The organism is Desulfosarcina ovata subsp. ovata, assembly GCF_009689005.1.
Lineage (GTDB): Bacteria > Desulfobacterota > Desulfobacteria > Desulfobacterales > Desulfosarcinaceae > Desulfosarcina > Desulfosarcina ovata.
Genome location: NZ_AP021879.1, coordinates 2439979 through 2466080, shown reverse-complemented (window position 1 = coordinate 2466080; position 26102 = coordinate 2439979). Strand labels below are relative to the sequence as shown.

16 protein-coding genes are annotated in these 26102 nt (G+C 51.8%); 5 read left to right on the top strand and 11 right to left on the bottom strand.

The window, feature by feature from the left end:
• Positions 1–35: 35 nt before the first annotated feature.
• From GN112_RS11110 to phnD, 7 genes are all read right to left on the bottom strand, one after another.
• The gene (locus GN112_RS11110; RefSeq protein WP_231716992.1) at positions 36–1490 is read right to left on the bottom strand and encodes a sigma-54-dependent transcriptional regulator; all 1455 of its coding nucleotides are present in this window, start codon (positions 1488–1490) and stop codon (positions 36–38) included.
• The gene (locus tag GN112_RS11105; protein ID WP_155310277.1) at positions 1468–4701 is read right to left on the bottom strand and encodes a PAS domain S-box protein; all 3234 of its coding nucleotides are present in this window, start codon (positions 4699–4701) and stop codon (positions 1468–1470) included. Before GN112_RS11105 ends, GN112_RS11110 begins: the two co-directional genes overlap by 23 nt.
• Positions 4702–4743: 42 nt before the next feature.
• On the bottom strand, positions 4744–6333 hold the full coding sequence (locus GN112_RS11100) for a methyl-accepting chemotaxis protein (RefSeq protein ID WP_155310276.1): 1590 nt from the start codon (positions 6331–6333) through the stop codon (positions 4744–4746).
• A gap of 54 nt (positions 6334–6387) precedes the next feature.
• Positions 6388–6771, bottom strand: a complete 384-nt coding sequence (locus tag GN112_RS11095) for a hypothetical protein (protein WP_155310275.1) — start codon at positions 6769–6771, stop codon at positions 6388–6390.
• A gap of 257 nt (positions 6772–7028) precedes the next feature.
• Positions 7029–8426 carry a sigma-54-dependent transcriptional regulator gene (locus tag GN112_RS11090; protein ID WP_155310274.1) on the bottom strand — a complete coding sequence of 466 codons (1398 nt, stop codon included), beginning with the start codon at positions 8424–8426 and terminating at the stop codon, positions 7029–7031.
• 16 nt (positions 8427–8442) lie between these two features.
• The gene (locus GN112_RS11085) at positions 8443–10524 is read right to left on the bottom strand and encodes a PAS domain-containing sensor histidine kinase (protein WP_162458876.1); all 2082 of its coding nucleotides are present in this window, start codon (positions 10522–10524) and stop codon (positions 8443–8445) included.
• Positions 10525–10673: 149 nt separating this feature from the next.
• Positions 10674–11423, bottom strand: coding sequence for a phosphate/phosphite/phosphonate ABC transporter substrate-binding protein (phnD, locus tag GN112_RS11080; protein WP_269434970.1), 750 nt, complete (start codon positions 11421–11423; stop codon positions 10674–10676).
• A gap of 184 nt (positions 11424–11607) precedes the next feature.
• On the opposite strand from phnD, the gene GN112_RS11075 reads away from it, so the two are divergent.
• The gene (locus GN112_RS11075; protein WP_155309288.1) at positions 11608–12873 is read left to right on the top strand and encodes an IS4 family transposase; all 1266 of its coding nucleotides are present in this window, start codon (positions 11608–11610) and stop codon (positions 12871–12873) included.
• A 347-nt stretch (positions 12874–13220) separates the two neighbouring features.
• Here GN112_RS11075 and GN112_RS11070 read toward each other — a convergent pair whose 3' ends face one another.
• On the bottom strand, positions 13221–16034 hold the full coding sequence (locus tag GN112_RS11070) for an Hsp70 family protein (protein WP_155310271.1): 2814 nt from the start codon (positions 16032–16034) through the stop codon (positions 13221–13223).
• A 36-nt stretch (positions 16035–16070) separates the two neighbouring features.
• Positions 16071–17888, bottom strand: coding sequence for an Hsp70 family protein (locus GN112_RS11065; RefSeq protein ID WP_155310270.1), 1818 nt, complete (start codon positions 17886–17888; stop codon positions 16071–16073).
• Between the two features lie 457 nt (positions 17889–18345).
• On the opposite strand from GN112_RS11065, the gene GN112_RS11060 reads away from it, so the two are divergent.
• Positions 18346–19587: a CinA family nicotinamide mononucleotide deamidase-related protein gene (locus tag GN112_RS11060; RefSeq protein ID WP_155310269.1), complete on the top strand. Its 1242-nt coding sequence runs from the start codon at positions 18346–18348 to the stop codon at positions 19585–19587.
• On the top strand, positions 19584–21026 hold the full coding sequence (locus GN112_RS11055; RefSeq protein WP_155310268.1) for a mannose-1-phosphate guanylyltransferase/mannose-6-phosphate isomerase: 1443 nt from the start codon (positions 19584–19586) through the stop codon (positions 21024–21026). The genes GN112_RS11060 and GN112_RS11055 overlap by 4 nt, the downstream gene beginning before the upstream one ends.
• 307 nt (positions 21027–21333) lie before the next feature.
• Here the strand turns inward: GN112_RS11055 and GN112_RS11050 are convergent, their stop codons facing one another.
• Positions 21334–22296 carry a nucleotide-binding protein gene (locus GN112_RS11050; protein ID WP_155310267.1) on the bottom strand — a complete coding sequence of 321 codons (963 nt, stop codon included), beginning with the start codon at positions 22294–22296 and terminating at the stop codon, positions 21334–21336.
• Between the two features lie 380 nt (positions 22297–22676).
• On the opposite strand from GN112_RS11050, the gene GN112_RS11045 reads away from it, so the two are divergent.
• On the top strand, positions 22677–22901 hold the full coding sequence (locus GN112_RS11045; protein WP_155310266.1) for a hypothetical protein: 225 nt from the start codon (positions 22677–22679) through the stop codon (positions 22899–22901).
• A 45-nt stretch (positions 22902–22946) separates the two neighbouring features.
• Here the strand turns inward: GN112_RS11045 and GN112_RS11040 are convergent, their stop codons facing one another.
• The gene (locus GN112_RS11040) at positions 22947–24332 is read right to left on the bottom strand and encodes an FAD-dependent oxidoreductase (RefSeq protein ID WP_155310265.1); all 1386 of its coding nucleotides are present in this window, start codon (positions 24330–24332) and stop codon (positions 22947–22949) included.
• A gap of 259 nt (positions 24333–24591) precedes the next feature.
• Between GN112_RS11040 and GN112_RS11035 the strand changes: the two genes are divergently transcribed.
• Complete coding sequence (locus GN112_RS11035; RefSeq protein WP_155310264.1) at positions 24592–25962, top strand: sigma-54 interaction domain-containing protein; 1371 nt, start codon at positions 24592–24594, stop codon at positions 25960–25962.
• The last annotated feature ends 140 nt before the right edge of the window (positions 25963–26102 follow it).

The following is a 26102-nucleotide window of genomic DNA, read 5'->3' as shown; positions in this document are numbered from 1 at the left end:
TAAATACTATAGGTGTGGATTGAGAAGCCTGGGAATCAGAGAGATAGTTCGTGATGTTTTAAAAGCTCATAGAATCTGGAGCGCGATAAACCGGAAATTTCAAGAGCCTTTTCGAGGTTGTGCTGCGTATCATCGAGAAGCATCTGAAGGTATTTTTTTTCAGCTTTTAAAGACGCCTTTTTACGAAACACCTTGAAAGTGCTTAGCTGAGAGTCGGAAATTTCATTTTTGGAGGATTCGGTTTCTTTCCAGGTCTCTGCATTTATTGTCCTTTTCAAGACCTCCCGAATGGAACTGAGCCGAATATTGGGCGGGAGATGGCGAGAATACAGTGTGGGTTCCGGCCCTGCATTGGATATAGCGGTTTCTAATACGTTGATTAGCTCTCTTATATTGCCCGGCCAAGAGTATTGTTTCAGATTGTCCGTAAAGCAGGGGGAAAAACCTTTGTTATCAATGCCCAGCCGCTCACAAATCTTGGGCAGGTAGTGGGTGGTCAGTAAAATGGCATCATTGTCGCGTTTCCGCAGAGGTGGCAAGGTTATGTTGATCGTCCGGAGGCGGTATAGCATGTCATTTCGAAATTCACCCCTTGCCACCATCTGATCTAAGTCGCAGTTAGTCGCTGCAATTAAACGGAAATTGCTGGAGCATTCAGTTCGACCGCCAACAGGCCGGTATTTCCGTTCTTGTAATACACGTAAAAACACTTTCTGGATCGTCAGCGGCATTTCACCCACTTCGTCTAAAAAGAGTGTGCCGCCATCAGCTTGGGAGATCAATCCATCCCGTGCCTTGTCAGCACCTGTGTAAACCCCTTTCTCATGACCGAAAAGCAGACTTTCCACTAGCGTTTCTGGTAGGGCAGCACAATCGACGATGACCAGACTCTTATGCGACCTACGGCTGTTCTCATGGATCGCACGGGCAAAGATTTCTTTACCAGTTCCGGTCTCTCCGGATATCAGCACATTGGCATCCCCGGTAGCGGCATTGGCAAGCTGGTCATAACATGCCTTCAGTGATCTACTTTCCCCGATGAGGCCCTCCAGGTTTAAAGCCACCGGGGTTTGACGGGATTGGGTTTTCTCTTTTCTGTATTCGAGAACCCGTTTTAACGAAAGCATAATCCTCTGCGGCGATCCTGTTTTTTGGATATAATCCCAGGCACCATTATTAAATGCCATCTCAGCGCCATCCAGTTCGCCAAATCCGGTCATGATAATCACTTCCGGTGAGGATGGGGCCTGCTGAATTTTGGAGACGATGTCAAGCCCACAGCCATCAGGCAGCTGCACATCCAACAGGACCACGTCATAATTACCCTGCGAAACAGCCTGAAGTCCATCGAACAGGGTTGATTTCCATTCGGCATGACACCCCATGCGATAAATCAGCACACACAGCGTGTCGTAAACGGATTTGTCATCATCGATCAATAGAATTTTATTCATGATGGCACTCAAATTATATCTTTCCATCTTTTTCATCTAGTACCCTACGAATCGTTTTGGCCATCTCGGATTTCATTACTGGTTTCATCAAGATTCCCCGAATTGTCCGTTTTGATACGGTTTCTTTTTTTATCCGGTCACTAAAACCGGTGCATATAATGATGGGTATGTTTGCATCGATTGAATTTATTTCTTCTGCCAGCTCTTCCCCAGTGAGATTGGGCATCGCCATATCGGTAAGTACTAAATCAAATCTTTCGGGATTCATTCTGAACGCCTCCAATGCCTCCAGACCACATGATCGTGTTTCGACATGATAGCCAAGACGTTCCAGCAACTGCTTTTCAATTTGCATTACCGCTGGTTCATCGTCCACTAACAAAATGCGTTCATTTCCTCTGGATATAGTATCTGCAACGTTTTCGGGAAGCTCATTTTGGCCATCCTCCAGTATGGGGATGAATAAATTGAATGTCGTACCGCTGTCGATTTCGCTTTGGACGTCGATGACGCCACCGGCGTCTTTTACAATGCCGTAAACCACCGAAAGACCCAATCCAGTACCTTTTCCCTGCTTTTTGGTTGTATAAAAGGGTTCAAATATTTTTTCTATCAAAGATGGGGGAATACCATATCCTGTATCTTTTACCGTGATCATTGCATACTTACCGTCGGGAAGTGATGGATGTTTCAAATCGTTGTTCTTTGATTCATACTCGATTAAACCGAGGAAAATAGAGCCACCTTTTTCTTCAACGGCATGGTAAGCATTGGTGATCAGATTCATGGCAACCTGATGCAATTGACTGGCATCCATCAAGACCATTGGGCAGTCGGCCTGGATATTCTGGGTAATCTTTATATTGGCCGGAATCGTCGACCTTGATAATTTTATGATTTCCTTCAGAACACTTTGTACTCGTATCGGAATTTTTTTCTGAGCCACTTGGCGGCTGAAAGATAAAATTTGCTTGACCAGGTCACTGGCACGTATCCCCGCTTTGTAAATCTGCTCTATATGTTCTCGATCCATACTTCCCGGTGGAAGATCCTCCAACATAATTTCCGATAGACCTAAAATTGGAAATAAAAGATTATTAAAGTCATGGGCGATACCACTGGAAAGAGTTCCAATTGCCTCCATTTTTTGTGCCTGTACCAATCTTTTTTGCAGCTCTATCTCTTCAGTGATATCGCGTTTAACCGCAACGAAATTAATAATTCGGCCGCTCTCGTCCATTACTGGTGATATGGACGTTTTTTCAGAATAAAAAGTACCGTTCTTGCGCTTGTTGATGAGCTGGCCCTTCCATGTTTTCCCTTTTGTTATCGTTTCCCAGAGTTTTGTGTAACAGGCAGGACTCTGTTCACCGCTTTTCAGTATTCGAGGGTTTTCCCCTAAGGCTTCCTCTCTGGAATAACCGGTAACACGTTCGAAGGCCGCATTGACGTAAACCATGTGACCGACAATATCGGTGATCACAATCATCTCGTCGGATTGTTCGATTGCAGCATATAGGTGCTGCAGTTCTGTCCTTTTCTGTTTTCTCTGAGTGATGTCACGCAATATGACATGGATATATATTGTTTTGTCCATGGTAAAAGGCGCCGCCATGACATCAACGTCTACGACGCGGCCATCCAATCGCACAATCTGTTCTTCCATAAGGGGAACCGATTTTTGTTTTTTTCTAAGGTGGCGAATGCGTTCTCGAATCAGTTCATGATAATCTGCGTGAAACAGTTCGTACACCGTCTTACCGATTAATTCGTTGGCTGATTCCGCACCAAACAATTGCTCGCAGGTATGGTTGACTAAAGTGACACGGTCATTGTGATTAACAAGAATAGCATTCGGTGAGTGCATGATGATATTTCGATACCGGTTTTCGCTCTGTAACAGTGCCATCTCTGCCTGCTTTCGCTCGGTAATGTCATGAATGATGGCGTGAAGCAGTTCCTTTCCTTTTACTCGGATCTTGCTGCTGAAAATTTCCACATCACGGATTGAACCATCGGCCAGACGATGGCAAAATTCAAATTGTATCTGGGACAGCCTCCTTGCTCTTTTGAACTCTGCCGCCAGCGTTTTGGATGGAGCCGTGTCGATTTGGTCAATGGTCATATGCATCAACTGCTCGCGCGACCATCCATAAAACTTTTCGGCGGCACAATTAGCAGCTATAATTTTTTTTGTATCAGGATCGGTAATCAATTTGACCGCTGCATGGTCCTTGAACAATTTTCGAAAAAGCGCTTCATTCTGGCGGAGTTCTTCGACTTGTCGGTAATTTTCGGTCACATCCCGAAATACCATCACGACGCCTTTTGTATTGCCCTTTGCATCGCAAACCGGTGCGGCACTGTCGGCAATCTGGTATTCAGTACCGTTGCGGGAGATAAGCACCGTGTGGTTGGCCAAACCGACCAATATTTTTTTGGCAAGAACTTGGTTCACGGGGTTTTCGGCCGGTAAATGCGTTTTCGCATTCACAATATTGAAAATTTCGGTCAACTGCCTGTTTTTGGCATCGTTAAAGGACCAGCCGGTAAGCTTCTCGGCCATGGGATTCATGATCTGAATTTTTCCCTCGATATCCGTTGATATGACTGCATCACCAATTGACTGCAGGGTGATGTTCAGATTTTGTGTGGCCTCCTGCAACTGTTTTATAAGGCGAACGGTTAACACTTGATCAGCGAGGATTTTTCCGGTCAGTATCGTTGCCAGTGGAGAAAGTAGCATAACGGGCAAAGCGATACTCCTGAAGACGCTACCTACCTGGTCCGGTGGCAAGGTGATCGTCATGGCCAGCATGGCAGTATGGACAGCCAGTCCAAAAAGGTAGAGCTGTATAGCAGACGGCGTTTGATGATCGAGACTGAACCGCGATCGGGCGATCAACCCGATCACCGAAGATGACAGAATCATCAAGATGCCCATGATGATTCCAGCCCCCCCGATGATGAATCGACAGATGACCGTCATAACAACAGAAATCAGCACCGCCCAAGGTCCATAAAAAAGTGAACATAAACTCAAGACCACGGATCTTCCATCCAAAATAATACCCGGTTCTAAAACCACAGGGTGAAGCATTCCGATAATGGCAACGGCGCCAAACAGAAAGCCTTGCAGTGGAGGGCCGTACCGGGTGTGTTGCGGATACCGTTTTTCAATAAATCCCGAGATGACACTCAACGCTACCAACAAGGTTAGATTGAGGACCCATTCAAGATAACTCATGACTTGCCACCGCCGACATTTTTTTTCCCTCTTGCCAATTCACTATATTTTGAAATTAATCACGATGTTATTGAGTGCCGATGCTCGTTGCTTGAGATCGTCGGCACTGACTTTAACCTGGTCGCTGCTATTGGCTATTTTGCTGGAGCTTTGATTGACCACTGCAATGTCCTGTGTAATTCCGGCGGCTACCGTGGAACTCTGGTTGACGTTCTCGTTAACCTCCTGGATGCCCTGGGATGCCTGGGCGATATTGTTGGCGATTTCCTGAGTGGCGGTGGACTGTTCTTCCACGGCCGTAGCTATGGTGCCTACGATGTCGTTGACATTGTTTATCACCTCGGTAATCTCGGTGATGCCTTGTACAGTGCTGTCAGTACTGCCCTGGATGTTTTCGATTTTTTCCTTGATTTCCAATGTGGCTTCACTGGTCTGCTTGGCCAGTTCCTTGATCTCATTAGCCACCACTGCGAAGCCTTTGCCAGCCTCGCCAGCCCGGGCAGCCTCAATAGTGGCGTTGAGGGCCAGCAGGTCGACCTGCTCGGAAATCTCGGTGATGGTTTCTACCACTTTGCCGATGTCCAAGGCAGCCTGGCCCAGGTCATCCATCTTATTGGACGTCTCGCCGGCCTTATACACGGCTCGGTCGGAAATTGTCCGGGCCTTTTCGGCGTTCTGGGCGATTTCATTGATGGTGGCGGTCATCTCCTCGGCAGCGGTGGCCACTATGGAAGTGTTGGTGGAGGACTGCTCCATAGCCGCGGCTACGTTGTTGAGATTGGCGCTCATCTCTTCGGCCGAGGTCGCGACGTTGTCGGCCCGGGCGGAAGTTTCTCCTGCGCCCTTGGTCATTATGCTGGCGATTTCGGCCAACTCTTTGGAGGAACGATTCACATGCACCGTATTGTCAGCAATCTTTTGAATAATGCCCTGAAGTTTTTCCATGAAAGCATTGAACCATGAGGCCAGTTCACCTAATTCATCTTTTGCCCGTTCATCCAACCGTTTGGTCAGATCTCCTTCCCCCTGTGCGATATCTTTTAGACCGGTAACTGCAGCTTTTATTGGCTTGATGATACTCGAATTAGTAAAAAAGAATGACGATATAAGAATGATCACAATAGTTGGTGCCAGAAATGCGACCGAACGGAAAAGCATGTTTTTAAGAGGTTCGGCAAGAGTATCACTTTCAAAGTTTGATGCTACAATGATCCAGTCCATAGGAGCATAGTACTCAAAGTATGCAACTTTGTATGTTTTTGTTTTGGGTGACAGATATCGGTGATATCCGGTTTTCATCTTGGCAATATGGGCAATAAACGGCTTGTTACCCCAATTTTTACCTTGCGCTTTCTTGTGAATTACCAAGTTCCCCTTTGTATCGATAATAAACAAAAAACCGGTTCGTCCAATTGAAGCTTCTTCATTCAATAATTTTGATAGGTTATCAACAGTTATAGAATTATGTGTTTCTATAAACGCTTTTGTTGATTTGGCTAAATCATGCAGATTCATCTTGGTGATGTTCTGTATTTCTTTAGTTGCAACTACCCTGTCAATCAAGATGATGGAGGTCGAGCAGATGAGCAGTGACCCGATAATTAATAATGCAAGTTTCGTTTTGATCTTCATGGTTCTCTCCCGTATTTCTATAATAGCAGTTGCCTCTTTATCGACAGCGCATTGTTACCTTGTTGACGCATCAATTGCTTTTAGACGTTTTTCAATCATGGCGGCAATTATGGATAGATCTTCTTTGTAATAAGTTAATAAACCCGGATATAATTGTCGACAACGCATCAATAGTCGGTCATCGATATTTTCGGTGGCAATGATAAGAAAGAGGCCGTCTAGAATATCGCTAAAACTTTCGATTTTAATCGCATCTGCAATACTGTTGAGATAGATCACCACAATGGGATAATTGATCCGGTAATTAAGCAGTGCTTTCAGAAACGAACCCGTATCCTGTGTGACGCACACCGGTTGATTCACTATGATTGAGGTAAGTGTCTCTTGCAATTTTTCGGCAAAATCAGTTGCTGCTGTTTTATGAAACAGGATTTTCATTTCTTCCTCTTAGGCAAACCTTAAACCAATGACGGTAAAAAATTTTTAGCTAAAGAAAAGCAAGTTTTGTGCCAGTTATTGAGGAAGGGGGTGAGGAATTTTTATTGTAGTGTTATTCAGATATGTTGTGGCTATGGAAGAAAATAACGAACCGTTTTTATAGACCCCACAGTCCAGGTTTCTGGATCGGTTTTGTCCGAATCCTTGGACGCGTCCAAAAATCTGGATAGCGATTTCGTTATCCCCGATCCTAAGCCTCAGGTGGATCGGTTTATGTTGTATTTTTTAAGGCGGGCATACAAGCCAGAGCGTGACAGGCCGGAAATCCGGCAGGCGGATGGAATGTTCGCTTCCGTGCGGGCCATGAGGGAGTGAAGATAGCGCCTCTCGGTTTCTTCGAGGGCATCTTTAAGAGGAGGCAGGTCTACCCTTTGTACAGCCCTTTCCCCCCCTGCACCTATCGGAGTTACAGCGTTACCGATTGTCCGACGCTTGAGGCTGACACGAATGTTTACTGGCAGGTGCATGGGGATCAGCACGTTATGACCCTGAGCATTGGCGAGAGCTACGTCGATGGCATTGACAAGTTCGCGGACGTTACCGGGCCATGAATAGGCCTGCAGGCTATGCATGAATTCCGGGGAAACCCCTTTGGTGATCATTCCGCTGCGTTTGCAGAAGATTGATATGTAGTGAAGGGCCAGTTTTTCGATGTCCGTTTTTCTCTCATGGAGGGGCGGAAGCTGAATGACCGCCGCCTTGAGCCTAAAGAATAGGTCCTTGCGAAAAGAACCCTCCTGCACCATGGATTCCAGGTCCCGGTTGGTGGCCGCCACCAACCGGAAATCGCTTTTTAATTCTTGGCTGCTGCCGATCGGCCGGAAGCGGCGTTCCTGTAATACCCTCAAAAACGCTCTCTGGATCGCAATAGGCAGTTCTCCAACCTCGTCCATGAAAAGCGTCCCCTTGTTCGCCTGCAGAATCATACCGTCGCGAGCGTGGTCCGCACCGGTAAATGAGCCTTTGCGATGTCCGAAAAGCAGACTTTCCACCAGTTTGTCAGGAAGGGCGGCGCAGTCAAGCACCACAAAGGGGCCTGACGAGCGGTTGCTGTTGGCATGAATGGCTCTGGCAAAAAGTTCCTTGCCCGTACCTGTTTCTCCGGTAATCAGAACTGGAGTGTCCGTACAGGCGCTTTGGGCGACATTTTCCAGGCATGCTTCCATCAAGGGTGCATTTCCCACAATGGCATCCCTTTTTAGCATGGTTTTTGGTTGGCAAGTTGTTTTTGCCTGGTGAAACTCCAACGATCGGGTAACCTGAAGAGTGATTTCGCGCATGGAAATCGGCTTTTCTATATAATCCCAGGCACCTGTTTTTATCGATAGCTCCGCGCTGTCCGGATCTCCCTCTCCGGTAATGATAATGATTTCGGGTTGCGGTTTAATGGCCCTGAACTGAGGCAGGGCTTCGATGCCGCTGCCGTCGGGCAGGCGTACATCCAGGATTACTAGATCGAATGCGATTTCATTTGCCGCCGCAATACCATCGGACAAAGTATGGGCGCTGGAAACTTCATGCCCCAAAGTGAGTAGTTTACGACACACCATTTCACACAACATCTGGTCGTCGTCTATAATAAGTATGTTCGTCACGGTTTCTATCCAGGTTTCAGCGTTGGTCCAACACCCGGCGCACGGCTTCAGAAAGGTCCCTACTGGTTACCGGTTTCATGATATATTCCCGGACTCCAATTTTTTTTGCATGGGCTTCGTCCATCACGTGGCTAAAGCCTGTGCAGAGTATAATAGGAATATTCGGTCGCAGCTCCAAAATCTTCATCGCCAACTGATCTCCGGTCATCAAAGGCATGGTCTGGTCAGTGATGACTAGGTCGAAGCGGTCGGGATCCTTTGAGAACAGATGCAGTGCCTCTCGGCCGCTCGAAACCGTCATAACCGTATAGCCGAGTCGTTTCAGTATCTGTTGCAAGGTACTGGCAATTGCTTTCTCATCGTCAACCGCAAGAATCCGTTCGTTGCCTGTCGGCAAAGGCCCTGCGGCTTCGGCCCCGCCCTCCTTGGCCTCGACGAGCAGAGGCAAATATACGCTAAAGGTAGTGCCTTCGTCCAGTTGGCTGGCGGCATGGATGGCTCCCTCATGCTCTTTGACAATTCCGTGAACCACAGACAATCCCAAACCAGTGCCTTCTTCCTTGGGCTTGGTGGTAAAGAACGGATCGAAAATCTGTTTCAACACGCTTGCCGGCATTCCCGGACCGATATCTGTAACAGTGAGTGCCACATAGGGTCTTGGTGTCAGATCCGCCTGTATCAGGGGGGCGATCTGATCGTAGTCGACCGCTGAAAGAGCCACCTCCAACGATCCCCCGCTGTTACGCATGGCATAGCCTGCGTTGACGCACAAATTCATCAAGACCTGATGGATCTGGATGGGATTCCCCGATATCGTGCAATTATCTGCAGAGATATGGTGACGGATTTCGATGTTGGCAGGCAGTGAGGCGCGCATCAGTTTCAACACCTCTTTCACGATGGGCGAAAGGATGATGGGCTTTTTTTCGAATTGTGTCTGCCGACTGAAAGCCAGAATTTGTTTCACTAGATCTTTGGCCCGCAGACCCGCCTTCAAGACATTTTCCAGGCTGTCCCTGGCGGGGGTATCCGCCGACAGATCGTCATCCAAAGCGATCTCTGTATACCCGATGACAGCTGATAAAATATTGTTGAAGTCATGGGCGATGCCACCTGCCAATGTGCCGATAGCTTCCAGTTTTTGAGATTGAATTAGTTGTTCCTTAAGAGCGTGCTTTTCTATTTCAACGTACTTGCGTTCAGTGATATCTCTTGCAACAGTAAGGATAAAAGGTTCTTCGTGCTGAAAAACTATGTTGGCATTGATTTCAACTGGAAAAGTTTCTCCTGATTTCTTAATATGAACAGCTTCAAAAATAAGATGTTTTGTTTCACTTAATTCCAAGCGATTGATATTATGTTCAAATTCTTCGTAGCACGACTCATCGGTTATATCATGCATAGAAAGAAATAATAGCTCCTCACGGGTATATCCATATCTTTCACAAGATATTTTATTGATTTCAACAAATGGCGCCAAACTTTTTTCTTTAAATGGTTGGATAAAAATTGCATCGTTGATTGAATCAAAGAATACCCTAAACCTTTCGGATTGTGCAAGGACCTCCTCTTCTGCATTTTCGCGCTGTTGAATTTCGTTAATGAGTTCTATATTTTTATTTGATAATTCCTGTGTGCGTTGTTTTACTTTGTCGTCTAATTCATTATTGACAGCTGCTAATTTTTCCTCTGCTTTTAATCTTCTATCAATTTCCTTTTCCAATGGTTTAATTGTTAGAAACCTGAAAATAATCCATAATCCGCCGCTTAAAGCACTTAAAATAAGGATCGAGCTAACGATCAATATTTTTTTGATTTCGGCGATTATTTTCTCGATTCCAGAGCAGTCTTTAGTGATATATAATGTTAGGATGTGTCTGTTCAAATGGAAGACTTTTTTAGAAACGGAAATATGTAATGAACTAGTAGCGTCGCGATTATAACTCGAAAAGATATGTCCTTTAGGATTTTTTGCATAAAATTTTAGTACAAGATTGTTGCTTATCGCCCAATTTATAATAAACTGGTCTACAATTTGAAAGTCCTCTTTTAATAAAGGTTCCACCATAAGTGATGCAGCAACGTCCAGTTCCAACATTGTATTCCTTCTAAAATTTTGCATGTATTCAACACGCTGAAATTTCAATATGAAATAGTTCGTAATTAGAAGAAAAGAGAGAATAAGGAATGTCATACCAATCATAGCATTCCTATATGCTCCAATCATTTTTAAGTGTTTATTTTTTTTCATTTCTTAATATCAGTTTTTAACAGTTCTCTCAAGGGATCATAATCTCGATCGGAAACGGGGACTAAATCTGTTGCACATAATTTAATTGATTTTAATATAAATGCACCATTTTGGCTATTCTTAATGCCAATGAAGTGTTGACGTATATTTTCAATTAATGTTTTTGGAAAGTCTGAACGTGCAACAAATAGATGCTCTGATATAGGAGGACTCTTTGCCAGTATTTTTATTCCTTTTTCTTTAAATTCATTAAAAACTTCTTCCTTTACCCCCCCTGCGTCATAATACCCACCTAAAACTGCCAAGGCCACATTATGGTGAGAATTTAAAAAATCATACTTATTAAAAGAATCTATCGTGATACCAGCTTTTAGAAGCATGTTCTTTGGAACTATATAACTCATTGTTGAATTTCGATCTCCAAAGGCAAAACTTTTACCTTTAAGGTCGTTTAAAGAATTTATGTTAGAATCACTACGGGTGATAATTACACCGTAAAAGCAGGAAGTGTTGTCTATCTCAAGTTTTGCTATAAGTGGTTTTGTGCCGTATTTATCTTTTAAACAAATATAGCTCATCGGACCTAAGAATGCGATATCTGCTTTGTTTTGTCCAACATAATCAATATGATCTTGGTAGCTTTTCTGTATATGTATCGATACTGGGATGTTAAGTTTTTCACTGAGATACTTTGTCAATGGGGTGAACCGATTTAAAATTTCAGTAGCAGGAATATAAGGGTGGATCCATATAGAAAGATGCTCATAAGATAAAACTCTATGGGGACATAAAAAAAATGTTAAAAATCAATACCGTTCGGCATACATATTGCCGTAACATCTTGTTATTAAAATAAAAAATAGCGCTGGACAAAAAGATCGCTTTGTGTTTTAATCATGGTGGGTACAATTAATTAACCAGGAGGTCTCCATGAGCGAACACATCGACAAAAATGTTTTTCAAACAATTCTATCACCGGTGCTACCATTGATTGAGGTTACTCAAAATAGTCTCCATAATGATTTGGACACTTACAAGCTTTCATTATCATCGTTCACCACAAATTTGCTTTTTGGAATAATAACCAGAATTAAAAGCGTTGGACAAATCGTCACTGAGATCAAAACATCACCAACTGCTAAGGCATTAGGATTGGTCGTCGCATCGAAGTCTATGTATAATGAAGCGTTTAATCGTTATCCCCCAGAAATATTTAAAGATATATTCCATCAGTTGGTAAAAGAATTGGATTTGCATAAAATTCCGGAAATCAGTCATCTTGGAAAAATGCTAATTGTAGATGGTTCGCTTTTTCCGGCCATTTCCAATATGGCATGGGCTTGTTACAAGAAAACCGCTAATGCGATCAAAATGCATTTATCTTTTGAACTCAACCGAATGATTCCAACCGAATTTATCAGTACGGAAGGTAACTTTTCCGAAAAAGAATTTGTTAAGCAAATTCTTCGCGAAGGCATTACATATGTCTGTGATCGAGGCTATATCGCTTTCAATCTGTTCAAGCAGATATCCGACAGCAATGCATTTTTTATTATTCGCGGAAAGTCGAATATGACGTACACTGTAAAAGAGTGTCTCACTGCCACCGTACCGGATACATTCTTGAAATTTTTCAGTGACATCACAGATTCAAATATAATATTCAATAGCGATGAAAACAAAGCAAGTTATCGTATTGTTAGCTTTACGGCTATGGGCGAAAACTACATTTTGATCACAAACAGAAATGATTTGACAACTTACGAAATTATAATGCTTTACGCTTACAGGTGGCAAGTGGAACTTTTTTTTCGCTTCATAAAAAGAACCTTCAAGGGAATTCACTTAATGAGCCAATCTCCTCATGGCGTACAGATACAATTCTACTTGTATATGATTGCTTATCTATTGTTATTATCATTCAAACAAGATACGGAAATAATAAGCAGAGAAAATGAAAAAGATGAGCATGAATCTGAAGAAAATAATAAGAACGAAACCTTGCTAACTTCATCTTCATGCTCCAATTCAAATGCAAAAAGACCATATGTTTGCGGGTTAGTAACTCTTCTTGGAGAAAAATTAAAACAGTTTTATAAAATTGGTCTTCACTGGTTATTAGCAGTAAAAAATAATTTGTTAGAAATATTTGATGTGAATATCGCCAAAGTTATTGCTCAATACTCTTATCAATGACTGTGCCGAACAGTATTGGTTAAAAATATAAATGAGAAGATAATCTTTCGCATCAACATGCCTTTCTGAATGTATATTTTGAACGTAAGCTTTCAGTGAACCCATAAAATGAGCACAGCGAGCTTTTTTAAGAATTCTGACCTCAAGAGTTCCCATATTATCGACCTGCTGAATTATAGGTATATCGCCAATCAATAATTAACATGTAACGATACATTGTAGCAAGATTGGTAATTACTTGGACTTCGAATGACCGGAAACCTAATCAGGACAAAGACTGGATGGTTAAGGGGAGGGGACATGATGTGGTGTGCCGGTGCGATGGAGGGCCACTGAAGGGCCCACCGCTATTGGCTTTCGTGAAAAAGCAGCCCTGCAGGCAGGGATTCTCCGAACACGGCCTGTTCCTCCTGTTGCTCCATGGGAATGACATCCTCGAGAAATCGCCGCGCATCGTTGCCATCGCCGCCGTCCGGCAACCAGTCGATGATGCGCCGGATCACATCCGGGCCAAGGTCACGGGTGCGGTCGCCGGTCTTGCGCGCCATGCGCACCAGGGCACCGACGAGCATCTTCGATGCATCCCAGTTTTTTCCCAAGAGGGCGTCGATCCACATGCTTACCGTTTGGGCCGGGATCACTCGGTCCACCGGTCCGTAAAGCAACTCACGGGCGCCCAGGCGCGACAGGGCCCACACCAGCTGATGCCTAGCTGCTCCGGTCTGCATCTGGCTCAGCAGTATCCGGCCCCATTTGACCTTGTCTTTGACGTAAAGCCGTTCCAGGTTGCCCACGGCCATCCACAGTTCCAGCTGCTGTTGCAGGGGAAGTTTGATTTTGCCGTTTTTCCCCGGCTGCCGCAGGGTACCCAGTGCCTGGCTCAACTGGCGCTGCTGGCCGGGGTTGAGGCCGCCGGCGATCCGGCGCCACATAATCCACCATTCCGATTTGACCTGGGCCTGTTTGGGGTGCACGGCCCCCGGGTTGAAAAGCCGCCAGACCTGTTTGACGCGCTGTTCGTCCATGGCGTCGCCGAATCCGGGCCGCAGGCAGAAGCCGAGCAGGTTCATCCAGCGGGCTTCGTGGACAGCCGAACGGGATCGGGCGGCCGTCTGGGAGAGGATCGTGTCGCTCAGTTCCCGAATGAAGGATAGCGGCCAATCGTCCCTGGGCAGGTCGGCAATGCCGCAGATCCGTTTGACCAGCCCGTTCAGCGGCTCCTGGGCGGAATTCTGGAAGGCGTGAATGATCGCTTCCCGGGCCTCTTGCACCAGGGCCTGGTCCAGAACCGTCTGTTCCCGGACATCTGCCACACCAGCGGTATCGCGCAGCTGGAACTGCAGTTGCCAGCGGTGCTGGCTGGTTTCCGACCGGCACCAGAGGGAGAGGGTGCCCAGTTCCGTATAGTGGCCTTCTATGCGTACCGGAATCTTTGTCTTAAGCCCTTTTTTTCCATACTGGATGACGGTCTGCAGGGGGGGCAGGGCCGTCAGCGAATCGTCCACGCCGATCACATTGCCGGTGGCATCGCCGCTGCGATAGCTGGAGCTGAACAGCTCGAACTGAACCGGCTGGTTGGCCAGCACCATGAACGTACGTTTGCTTAGATCGATGGGGGATCCCTCTTCAAGGCCCCGTTCGATCAGGCAGATGGCCTCTTTACTGGACGGTGCGGCCGTTTGCTCCGTTCGGCCGACACCCAGGTAGTAGGCGCGCGGGCTGCCGCTGCCCACGCGGACGCCGCGCCCGATCTTGACCAGGCCGTAATAGGTGGCACCCAGGGCCACGGCCGTGTCGTGGTTGGGGTTCTCCAAAATGTATGGCCGTTTGGCACCGTTGCCGCCGAACGCGTGCACGAGATTGTCGACAATGCGATTCTGGATGATCTCGGGCTTGAGAGCGCCGCCGTTGAACAGAACCCGATCGGGCAGGGGAACCGGCTTGCCCACGGCCTCGGCCACGTCCGTTGCATGCTGCATGAGAAACCGGTGCAGGTGACGGGTGATGGCCGGCTCTGATTCGTAGGGCAGCCCGAACTCGGTGATGGCCGCACGATGGGCTTTGGGTGGCACCTCGGCAGGATCGGTCAAAGGGAAGAATCCTTCCAGAACGATCGCTTCCACCGCTTCCCGGTCCAGGTCGGCGGCCAGGGTGCCGCCGATCAGGCGGCTGCCGGTGCCGGTCAGGGTCACCCGATGCCCCTCGGCCTGGCCGGAGAGAATGCGCTCCTTGGCCTGGCGGCACTGGTGGCACAGGGCCTTCCAGCGGTCCGTATCCAAACCGCCGGCCGATCCGTGCCAGTGCGCTTCCACCTTTCGGGCCAGAGCCAGGTCCACGTTGTCGCCGCCCAGGATCAGGTGGTCGCCGACGGCGATGCGTTCGAAGCGTGGGCTGCCGCCATCCACGGCGTTCAGGGTGATCAGGGTCAGGTCGGTGGTGCCGCCGCCCACGTCACAGATCAGGATCAGTTCGCCGGGCTGAACCACCGTCTGCCAGTCGTCTTCATGGCGCATGAGCCAGCTGTAAAAGGCGGCCAGGGGCTCTTCCAGCAGGATGACGTCCTTTAACCCCGCCATGCCCGCCGCTTCCAGGGTCAGCTCGCGGGCCACCTCGTCAAAGGATGCCGGCACCGTCAGGATGACCTGCTGATTTTCCAGGAAGTGTTCTTCCTCATCGCCCCAGGCGTGGTTCCAGGCATTGCGCAGATGGGTCAGGTAGGCGGCGCTGGCCTCCACCGGCGACACCTTGGCCACCTCCTGGGGTGCGCCCCAGGGGAGAATCCGCCCATGGCGGTCCACCTTGCCGTGGCAGAGCCAGCTTTTGGCCGAGGAGACCAACCGGGCAGGCACCTGGGCGCCGTGGTCGCGGGCCAGTGCACCCGCAAAACGGTCCTCGGCGGTCGGCCACGGGTGCCGGATGGATGCAGGGTCAATGTCATAGGGACCGGGCAGGTAGAGAAACGACGGCAGCACCGGAATCCGGCTGAATTCCCCCAGCCCGGTCAATTGGGGCACGTCGAAAATCCCGATGCGGGTGTGCGCATCGGTTGCGGCGTCCGGGTTGACGTAGGCGATGGCCGAGTTGGTGGTTCCCAGGTCGATGCCGATGACCGAGGTCGTCGGCCCGTCGACCCAGGCGTCTTCAGCTGGTGAACTTGGCATGGATGGCATGGGAAACAATCAACATTACGATGGTTTTTAATGCTCGCGGACGTTGAACTCCAGCCGCCAGCGGCGCTCGTCAACGGTGGAGACGCACCACAACTCCAGGGTGCCCACTTCGGTGACGGTAAGCTCCAGGGTGACGGGAATGGCCTGGCCGTTCTCGCCCTCGAGAGTGGTTTCCAGGGTGGTGATGGGGTCGATCTCGCCTGTCCAGTCTTCAACCACAGTGCCGATGGGATCATCGGTGCGCGTGGTCGATCCGAGGAAATCAAATGTTGCCGACTCGCCCACCAGCAGCACGAATTCACGGTCCGAAATGGCTGTCGTGGTGCCTTCCTCAGTGCCGAAAGGGGCCACGCACAGGGCCTTGGTCGGTGCCGGCATGCCGGGGACCGCCGGCATGGACGCGGCAATGCCGATATAGTAGGAACGACCCAGACCGCCGCGGATGCGGATGCCCTTGCCCTCCCGGGCCAGGCCGTAGCAGGCGGCGCCCCGGGCCACGGCCAGGTCGAAATCGCGGGTCGGCAGCGCGTTGATCGATCCTTCCGCTGACCAGCCGCCGAGCACCGAGAGAATATGCTCGCGAAGCAGGCCGGCCTTCATCACCCCGCCGTTGAACAACACGGCCGTGGGGACGGCCAGTTGGCCGTCGATGGGGTGCCGGGCCAGAAACGCAGCCAGATGGCGGGTGATGCCCGGATCGGCCTCGAAGGCCAGCCCGAACTCGCGGATGCCGGCGCGCTGGGCCGCTGCCGGCCGGTCCTCACGACCGCAGGCCGGGAAAAAACCGTCCCTGAGGATCGATTCGATGGTCTCGCGGGTCAGTTCGGTTTTTATTGTGCCCCCGATCAGGCTGCTGCCGCGACCCAGGATTGTGACCGGTTGCGACTGAATGGCTGCATCGGAAAGGATTTGCTCCTTGGCCCGGCGGCAGCTGTGCCACAGGCCGTTCATCTGCCATGAATCCAGACGGGTGCCGGACTCGGCCAGCTGACGCGCCAGGGCATAGGCCAGGGCCAAGTCCATGTTGTCACCGCCCACCAGCAGGTGGTTGCCCACGGCCACCCGCTCCAGCACCAGGTCGCCATCTTCATCGCCGACCTGGATCAGGCTGAAGTCGCTGGTGCCGCCGCCCACGTCGCATACCAGAATCAGGTCGCCGGCGGTGACCGCGTCACGCCAGCCGCCTTCGGTGGCCGCCAGCCAGGCGTAAAAGGCAGCCTGGGGTTCCTCCAGCAGGGTAATGTTGGCCAGGCCGGCCAGATCGGCGGCGGCCACGGTAAGCTCCCGGGCCACGGCGTCGAAGGAAGCCGGCACGGTGAGGTAGATTTTCTGGTTTTCAAAGCGCAACCGTTCGTCCGGATCGGTGGCAGAACCGGCCATCAGGTGGTTCCAGGCATCGCGGATGTGCCGCAGAATCGCTGCCGAGGCCGCCACCGGAGAGAGCTTGCTCTCCGCCGGGATGCCGCTTTTGTCGGCGGTGTTGTCCCACGGCAGGATGGGGGCGTTGCGGTCGACAAAGGTATTGCACAGCCACGACTTGGACGACGCGATCAGCCGCTGGGGAATTTCTTCCCCGCGCCGGCGGGCGTATTCGCCGGTGGCCTGGGGCGGTGACGGATTCCACGGCAGGGCCAGGGCATCCGGAGCGGTGTCCATGCCATCGGTCACCAGTACAAAAGAGGGCAGTGCCGGCCTCGATTCGACCACTCCGGAGTCGACCAGTTGGGGAATTTCCAGGACGCGGATGGGGGCTTTTTCAATATCGTCGGCATCCGCTTCGGTATAGGCCACGATGCTGTTGGTGGTCCCCAGATCGAGGCCGATGATGTAAACCGGATCGTTCATATTCGTTTTCCTCAATCGATGAGATGACAATGTTGCCGTTCGTTCGGTTTGAACGCGCCAAGAGATTCTCCACGGGCGGCTATTTACCACAGTGGACGGGGGTGTTCAGGCGCCGGTGGGCGTTGTTGCCAACCGCCACTATTGTATTCAAGAAAACGTTTTTGGCAAGGCCGGAGGGAGGAAGCCGTATGGTAATCCTGCGACGACCGATAACGCAGCCCAAAAACATTATCTTGAATAGCTATATCGGCTCACAGATCTAACACAGACTCTATCGTTGTGGCAAGCGTGGACGGACGACAGGCAGGAAAGCCGCATTTGAATTGGAATTCGGTTGATGGCGTTATCGGCGCTCCTCGTTTTCGGATTGTTTCGTTGACACCCGCCGGCTGTAACCGTTATTGTCAACCATTCAATTCCTTTGAAGAAACATGAACTGCAGCGGGAGAGTGAAGCCATGAAAGCGGAAATTCTGGCAACCGGCGACGAGATCCGTTCCGGTGCTCTGGTGGACAGCAACTCGGCGTTTATCGCCGAACGCCTGGAGGCGTATGGCGTTGAGGTGGTGCGTCATACCAGTGTGGGTGACGATCTGGAAAATTTGACCGCGGCCCTGGTGGAGATCGGTGGCCGGGCGGATGTGGCCGTGGTGACCGGCGGGCTCGGCCCGACCGTTGACGACCGTTCGGCCGAGGCGGCGGCCCGGGCCGCCGGTGTGGAACTGGAATTTAACGAAACCGCCTGGAAAACGGTGGAAAGTTTTTTCAAGACGTTCCACCGGCGCATGACCCCATCCAACCGCAAACAGGCACAATTGCCGGATGGCTGCAGTGTGCTGGACAATCCCGTGGGCACGGCGCCGGGTTTTGCAATGACCATCGGTCGCTGCCGGTTTTTTTTCATGCCTGGCGTGCCCTACGAGATGAAGCGCATGCTGGACGGGCAGGTGATTCCCGAGTTGATCCGCCTGCAGGGCGACGCGGCCATGCACAGCAGGGTGGAGACGATCACCACCTTCGGTCTGCCCGAGTCCCAGGTCGGTGAGATAATGGCCGGGGTGGAGGAGGCGTTTCCGGGATTGACCCTCGGACTGCGCTCCAATTTTCCCCAGATTCAGGTCAAACTATACGGTCGGGGTCCCGATTCAACCCAATTGGCAAAGCGGCTCGACGAGGCCGTCCGGTGGGCTGCCGTGCGCCTGGGGACGGCGGTGATTTCAGAGCATGGGGAATCCATGCAGGCCGCCGTCGGTCGCCTGCTGATCGAGAAAGAGGCCACCCTGGCCGTGGCGGAAAGCTGCACGGGCGGTCTGATCGCCGACTGGCTGACCAACGTGGCCGGCAGCTCAAACTATTTTCTCTTTTCCGGGGTGACTTACAGCAATCGGGCCAAGATTGACGTTCTGGGCGTAAGTCCTGAGACCATCGACCGTTATGGCGCGGTGAGCGAGCAGACTGCCCGGGAGATGGCCGAGGGCGCCCGGCGGGTGGCCGGTGCCACATACGGCCTGGCCACTTCCGGTATTGCCGGGCCCGACGGCGGAACGGATGAGAAACCGGTGGGCACGGTCTGCGTCGGCTTTGCCGGACCGGACGGTGCCCGGAGCCGACGGCTGAACTTCTCCTTTGGCAAGCGGTTGATGAACAAGAAGATCTTCGCCATGGCGGCGCTGGATCTGTTGCGCAAGGAGATCAAATGAATCCGATTCTTCCCGTTATTCTCGCCGGTGGCAGCGGCACCCGGCTCTGGCCCCTTTCCCGGGCCCTTTATCCCAAGCAGCTGATCAATCTGGTGGACCGGCAGACCATGCTGCAGAATACCCTCCAGCGGCTGAACGGGCTGGATGCGGCCATCGATCCCATGGTGATCTGCAACGACGAGTACCGTTTCATGGTGGCGGAACAGTTGCGCCAGATCCATGTTCATCCCAGCGCCATTATCCTCGAACCGGTGGGGCGCAACACGGCGCCGGCCCTGGCCGTGGCCGCATTGTGGGCCATGCGAAACGGGGATGACCCGGTATTGCTGGTGCTGCCGGCAGATCACCACATCCAGTCGGCCGATCATTTTCAAAGGGCCCTGACCACCGGTTACGACCATGCCCGGTCCGGCCGGTTGATCACTTTCGGCATCGTCCCCAGAAGTCCCGAGACCGGTTACGGCTACATTAAAATGGGACCACCCCTTTCCAGGGATGATAATCCCGGAACGGCGGTGGCCATCGATGCCTTCGTGGAGAAACCGGACCTGGAAACCGCCCGTGGCTATGTGGATTCAAAGGCGTACTGCTGGAACAGCGGCATGTTCATGTTCTCCGCCTCAAAGGCCCTGGCAGCCCTGGAAACCTTTGTTCCGGAGATTGTCGCGGCCTGTCGCGCGGCCATTGACAAGGGCACTGCCGACCTGGATTTCTTTCGCCTGGACCGGGATGCCTTTTCCAAAAGCCCCAGCGACTCCATCGACTATGCGGTGATGGAGCGGACCGAAAACGGAGCCATGGTACCCATGTCCGCCGGATGGAACGACCTGGGCTCCTGGGAAGCGCTGTGGCAGGTGGGAGAAAAGGATGCGGCCGACAATGTGGTCAAGGGCGATGTGGTGCTCCACGATGTTAGCGACTCCTATCTGCATGCCGAAAGCCGGCTGCTCGCCGCCGTGGGGCTAAAGGATCACATCGTCGTGGAGACCAGCGATGCGGTGATGATCTCACCCCGCGACCGGGTCCAGGACGTCAAGGGGCTGGTGGACCGCTTGAAAATGCGCAACCGTGAAGAGACCCGCACCCACAAACGCATCTACCGTCCCTGGGGAACGGTGGACCAGCTGGTCTCCGGCAACCGCTTCCAGGTCAACCGGCTGACGGTCAAGTCCGGTGGCGCGCTTTCCCTGCAGCGGCATTACAACCGCTCCGAGCATTGGATCGTCGTGCGCGGAACCGCCCTGGTGACCCGGGATGGTGAGCAGTTTGTCCTCAAGGAGGACAGTTCGACCTACATCGAAGCGGGTATCGCCCATCGCCTGGAAAATCCGGGCAAAATCCCCCTGGAAGTGGTTGAGGTGCAGACGGGCGCCTATATCGGCGAGGACGACATCATTCGTCTGGAAGACCTTTATGGCCGGCATCGCCAAAAGAACTAAAGCATCGCCGTGCCCACCGGATCGTCACCGTGGAGATGGCCCACGCCTTCAACCTCCGGGTTTCAACCCAGGCCTGCCCGCTGTACAGCGCCCAAGGCCATGACGCCGACGCCCGCCACTGCAAGTACTGCGGGGCAGCGCTGTAAGAATCTCATTCCTGACGGATTCGTAAGACGCCCGAGATCAAGGCTTGCGAATCCTGAGAATACCGCTATCGCGGGTGCCGTAGGCAGTGTACTGAGCGTACTCCGCAGTGACGAAGGATACGCGTAACGCCGATATCGGGCTTCTTACGAATCCGTTAACCTCAGGCCATTTCCATCTTCAGCACAATCCGCCGCAAAGCCTTGGCAAAACTGCCCTCGGGATTTTTGGCCACACTGGGAATCAGTTCCTTGGCGCTTCGCTGGATCTCTTTTTCAAAGGGGACACAACCGAAATAATTCAGGTCGACGGAGAGCATCTTGCGAGAAATTTTCTGCAGGCGGGCGACCAGTTCGTCGGCCTGCTCCTGCTCGTCGAACATGGTTACCACCACCCCCGGCCGGAAGCCGTCGAGCAGCCCCTTGACGATGCCGTGATAGATCGGTTTCTCCTCTTCCAGGCGGTCCATCAGGGCTTGGATGTGGCTGCCGTTGCCGGTCGTATGGGGGAAGATGTGGTCCTTGATCAGCTGATCCACTGTTGCGTCGCGGTAGTCGTAATAGTTGGATTCGGCACCGAACAGACGGGTAAGCTTGCGGTGCAGGGAGGTTTTGATGAACCCGTAGGCGTCCATGTACGAGGCCGGATCGCAGGTGGTCAGCACGAATCCTTGGTCGGCGGTAAGGTAAAAATCGAGGATGTTGTAGGTGGTGTCGCCCCCCAGGTCCAGAATCACATAGTCGGCATCGATGGTTTTCAGGGCGCGCAGCAATTTCAGCTTGCGGGAAAAATGGATGTTGGCCGCCCCCAGTTTTCCGCCCCCGCCGCCCATGAGCAGCGGGCCGTACTTGGTGGGCGTTCCGATCTCATTGATGTCGGAGACGGTGCCGTCCAGGAAATCATCGATACGGCAGGTCAGACTCCACACCCCCATGTAAAGGTTCAGGTTGGCACCCCCGAGATCCAGATCAACCACCACGGTCCGCTTGCCCAAACGGGAGAGGAATACCCCCAGATTGGCCACGAACAGGCTTTTGCCGATGCCTCCCTTGGCACCGCCGACGGCGATGATTTTACCCGGGCGGGCGGTTTTTGTCGGTGATGTGGTTTTGCTTTCCTGGGGCATGGTTCCCGTCAGTCCGATCGATATGCAATGGTCGGCGCACGGGTGCTGCGCCGCTACACCTGTCTCTTGAAAGCAATATCGGACGAGGTGCCGGGAACTTTACATGCTCGGCTCGTAATTGTGATCGAGAAATCGTCAGTTATCGGTTATGCACCAACAGTTCCATGGCCTTGCCTCTTTTTAATGATCTCTCCCGCCATGGCTCATGACTGGTGGTTGACCAAAACCGGACAGGGTTACGATATTTCAATGGCGCACCTTACAACGGACAGGGCAATCGCATGTCAACCAAATATCGGGAACCGTTGCCGCAGGCAAGGTCAGCTCCTACAGCAAATGCAGTGAATTGATTAAGTTACAGGACGCTGTAGGAGCGGTCCATGACCGCGAGAAAAGAAATCAAGCTACATGCGATTGCCCTGTTACAACGGACGGCATTTGAAAAGGCGCTTGCCAATGGCCGCGCCAGAGGAACTCCGGTCATCAGGCCAATGGCCGAACCGGAGCTCCTGGTCCCCGCGAAAGCGCCTTTCCGGACTTGCATTTATTCGGTCCGGAAAACCTGGTCCTTTGGGCCAGGCCAGAGATTGATAGCTCTGCCGTAAAGCTGTCGCGAGAATCCAGGAGCCAGCCATTCAGAGTCCGGATTCTTACTGTTGGGACGGCCGGTTGTCACTCATCTTGACCGACGCATTTTCGGCGGCCAGCATTACGTGATACCCTAGAGGGGACGCCGTCAGGAGAGGATGCGTGGCATACTGCATGGTGGCCAGTTCTTCGGCCGTGAGCCCGCCCTGGATTGCAGCGGCGACGATGTTGACCATATCCGCGGTGGATTCTCCCCCCCGCACGTGCCCGCCAATGATTTTGCCGGTGTCCCTGCTAAACAGGAGTTTGGCCTTCATGTTGGCGACGCAGCCCGGCAGGCTGCCGGGATGGCGGTTGGGGAAGACCGCCTCACCGACCACATAGGGGATGTCGGCGGCATCGGCGGCTTTGGTGGTCAGGCCCGCGGCTCCGATGGAGCTATTGCCCACCGTTGTTCCGAAAGCCCCTACGGCCCCCATGCACTTGCGAAGGGGGTGATAGAGGTTGCTGGCCGCGATCATGCCCTCGCTTGCGGCCACCGAGGCCAGACGAATGCCCGTGGGCTGACCGTCGAAGAAGGAAAACTTGGCGGCGCAGTCGCCGGCGGCGAAAATATCCGGGTCATCGGTGCGCATGTAAGCGTCCACTTTAATGCCCATGCGAGGATCGGCTTCCAGACCGATCTGCCGGGCCAGATCGATATTGGGCGTAACACCGATACCGACGACAACGGCGTCTGCCGGAATCGTCTCCCCTGATGCCAGTTGAACACCGGTGACCTTGCCATTGCCCTGGATCGCCTGAACCTGGGCGTTGGTCATGACATTGATGCCCATCTCGGATAGTTCCCTTTCGGCATCAATACAGAATTCCTGTTCGCAGGCCATCATCAGGCAGTTGGGCAACATCTCGATCAGGCTGATGTTGACCGGTTCGTCATGGCTGCCGGCCTGCGCCATTTTGGCGATCTGTTCGGCCATTTCCACCCCGATGAAGCCGCCGCCGATAACGACCACATGGCGGGAGGATTCCAGGGCTTTCTGGATATTTTGGAGGTATTCGGGTTCTTTTTTGATGCCGAAGACATTGCCGGTTTGCATTCCGGGGATGGGGGGCATCGCCGGGTAGGATCCGGTGGCCAGGATCAATTTGTCGTAGGCAATGCGGGTGCCGTCGGCCAGGTCGGCGGTCTTGTTTCCCCGATCAATCGATTCCACAGCCAGCGTGTTCAGCTGGAGGCCCTGTTTGATAAAGCCTTCGTCCGGCATATTGTTTTTTTCAACCGCCTTCAATGTGCCGTAGATGTATGGAATCCCGCAAGGCACCGGCGTTTTGCTGGCCTTGCGCATAATCGTTACCTTTTTTTCCGGATAGCGCCGTTTAACGGTCAATCCGGCCATAAGACCGGCAGCAGAGCCACCTACAATCAATACATCCGTTTTTTCCATGTGAATTTTCCTTCCTGTTTTAGACTTGTTTCCATTATTCATTACGGTTTGTGCGCCTGTATCATGTCTGTTATATCTATCAATAATGGTGCCAGGAAACCCGACGGGCCACAAAGGGGCCCAATACCTGTCAATATTTCAGGAATAACGGGCTAGGGGAATATGGGAAGCGTTTCTTGACGGGTTGCCAAGTCGTTCAAACAGGTGTAAAAGACGTTAAAAAAATTTTAACGGATGTTAAGTTTTAACGGGGGCCCGCATGCGAGAAGAGGATCTGAATTTTCATTGGAAGACCGTTGTTAATACGATCCGGGACGGTATCATGATCGTCGACCGAATGGGGCAAATTATTTCGGTCAACCGTGCGTTCGAGACGATCACCGGCTACCGCCGCTCGGAAGCCATCGGCCAGAGTTGTCAGTTGCTGCATTGCGATATCTGTCAAGCGGCGCATGACCCCGAGGACCGAAGTTGGTGTAACTTGTTTCGCACCGGCCGCATCGACGCCAACCGCTGCACGTTGATACGCAAGGACCGCCGCCCGGTCCACGTCATTAAAAATGCTTCGCTTCTCCATGGGGCCACGGGCAAGGTTATCGGTGCCGTGGAAACCTTGACCGATGTAACCGAACTGGTACGACGTGAAGATCAGATACAGGCCTTCCGCCAGGAGCTGCATCAAGAAGACGGTTTCAGCGGCATCCTGGGGGCGTCGCCCGCGATCAGCCGGGTTTTCGAACTGGTGCGTAACGCCGCACGGTCGGACGCACCGGTCATCATCCTGGGGGAGAGCGGTACCGGCAAGGAACTGGTGGCCCGCGCCATCCACGACGTGGGCATCCGGAAAGCCAAACCTTTCGTCAAGGTCAACTGTGCCGCCCTGAATGAGTCCCTTTTGGAAAGCGAACTGTTCGGCCATGTCAAGGGCGCCTTCACCGGCGCGTTCCGGGATCGCGAAGGGCGATTCGAAGCGGCCCACCACGGGGAAATTTTTATCGACGAAATCGGCGACCTGCCACCCCACATTCAGGTCAAGCTGCTACGCGTGCTCGAGGAAAAAGTGGTCGAACGGGTAGGGTCCAATCAACCGATGCCCATCGACGTGCGGATTATTTCCGCGACCCATCGGAATCTCGACGCCATGGTCGCCGAAGGTGCCTTTCGTAAGGACCTGTTCTACCGTATCAACGTTATCCCGATCTGGGTCCCCCCATTGAGGGAGCGGCTCGAAGATATCCCCCTGCTGGCCGAGAGCTTTCTCAAAGGGATCGGTTTGAAAACCGGCAAAACCATCCCTGCCGTCAGCCCCGAGGCCATGGCACTCTTGGCGAACTACCCCTGGCCCGGAAATGTACGCGAACTGAAAAGTGCTTTCGAATACGCCTGCGTGACCTGCCATGAAAACCGCTTGGAATACTACCATTTCCCACCCAATATCGTGGGGCAGGGATCGATATCCGCCCCGAGACACGAGCCGGGGCAGAGCCGGGAAGAGACCCAACGCCGGCAGTTAATCACCGCGCTGCAGCAAACCGGCGGCAATCGGACGGCTGCGGCCAAGATTTTGGGGGTTACCCGCGTGACGGTCTGGAACCGGATGAAACGCTTTGGTATTCAGCTACCTTTATGAAAAAAAGTGGCTCGAAAGCGGAGCATATAGGTAATATGTGAGCATTTTGAGACACTTTCCAACGCCGTTAGCGGGCCTTAGACGGATTTATCAAACAGGCTCTGAGATACTCTCAATCTATCTGCAGTCAATCCAAATTT

Excerpts from the sequence above, each read along its gene's own strand:
- GN112_RS11110 (WP_231716992.1), bottom strand. The coding sequence starts at position 1,490 with ATGAAAAAGATGGAAAGATATAATTTGAGTGCCATCATGAATAAAATT.
- GN112_RS11105 (WP_155310277.1), bottom strand. The coding sequence starts at position 4,701 with ATGAGTTATCTTGAATGGGTCCTCAATCTAACCTTGTTGGTAGCGTTG.
- GN112_RS11100 (WP_155310276.1), bottom strand. The coding sequence starts at position 6,333 with ATGAAGATCAAAACGAAACTTGCATTATTAATTATCGGGTCACTGCTC.
- GN112_RS11095 (WP_155310275.1), bottom strand. The coding sequence starts at position 6,771 with ATGAAAATCCTGTTTCATAAAACAGCAGCAACTGATTTTGCCGAAAAA.
- GN112_RS11085 (WP_162458876.1), bottom strand. The coding sequence starts at position 10,524 with ATGTTGGAACTGGACGTTGCTGCATCACTTATGGTGGAACCTTTATTA.
- GN112_RS11075 (WP_155309288.1), top strand. The coding sequence starts at position 11,608 with ATGAGCGAACACATCGACAAAAATGTTTTTCAAACAATTCTATCACCG.
- GN112_RS11070 (WP_155310271.1), bottom strand. The coding sequence starts at position 16,034 with ATGCCAAGTTCACCAGCTGAAGACGCCTGGGTCGACGGGCCGACGACC.
- GN112_RS11065 (WP_155310270.1), bottom strand. The coding sequence starts at position 17,888 with ATGAACGATCCGGTTTACATCATCGGCCTCGATCTGGGGACCACCAAC.
- GN112_RS11060 (WP_155310269.1), top strand. The coding sequence starts at position 18,346 with ATGAAAGCGGAAATTCTGGCAACCGGCGACGAGATCCGTTCCGGTGCT.
- GN112_RS11055 (WP_155310268.1), top strand. The coding sequence starts at position 19,584 with ATGAATCCGATTCTTCCCGTTATTCTCGCCGGTGGCAGCGGCACCCGG.
- GN112_RS11050 (WP_155310267.1), bottom strand. The coding sequence starts at position 22,296 with ATGCCCCAGGAAAGCAAAACCACATCACCGACAAAAACCGCCCGCCCG.
- GN112_RS11045 (WP_155310266.1), top strand. The coding sequence starts at position 22,677 with ATGACCGCGAGAAAAGAAATCAAGCTACATGCGATTGCCCTGTTACAA.
- GN112_RS11040 (WP_155310265.1), bottom strand. The coding sequence starts at position 24,332 with ATGGAAAAAACGGATGTATTGATTGTAGGTGGCTCTGCTGCCGGTCTT.
- GN112_RS11035 (WP_155310264.1), top strand. The coding sequence starts at position 24,592 with ATGCGAGAAGAGGATCTGAATTTTCATTGGAAGACCGTTGTTAATACG.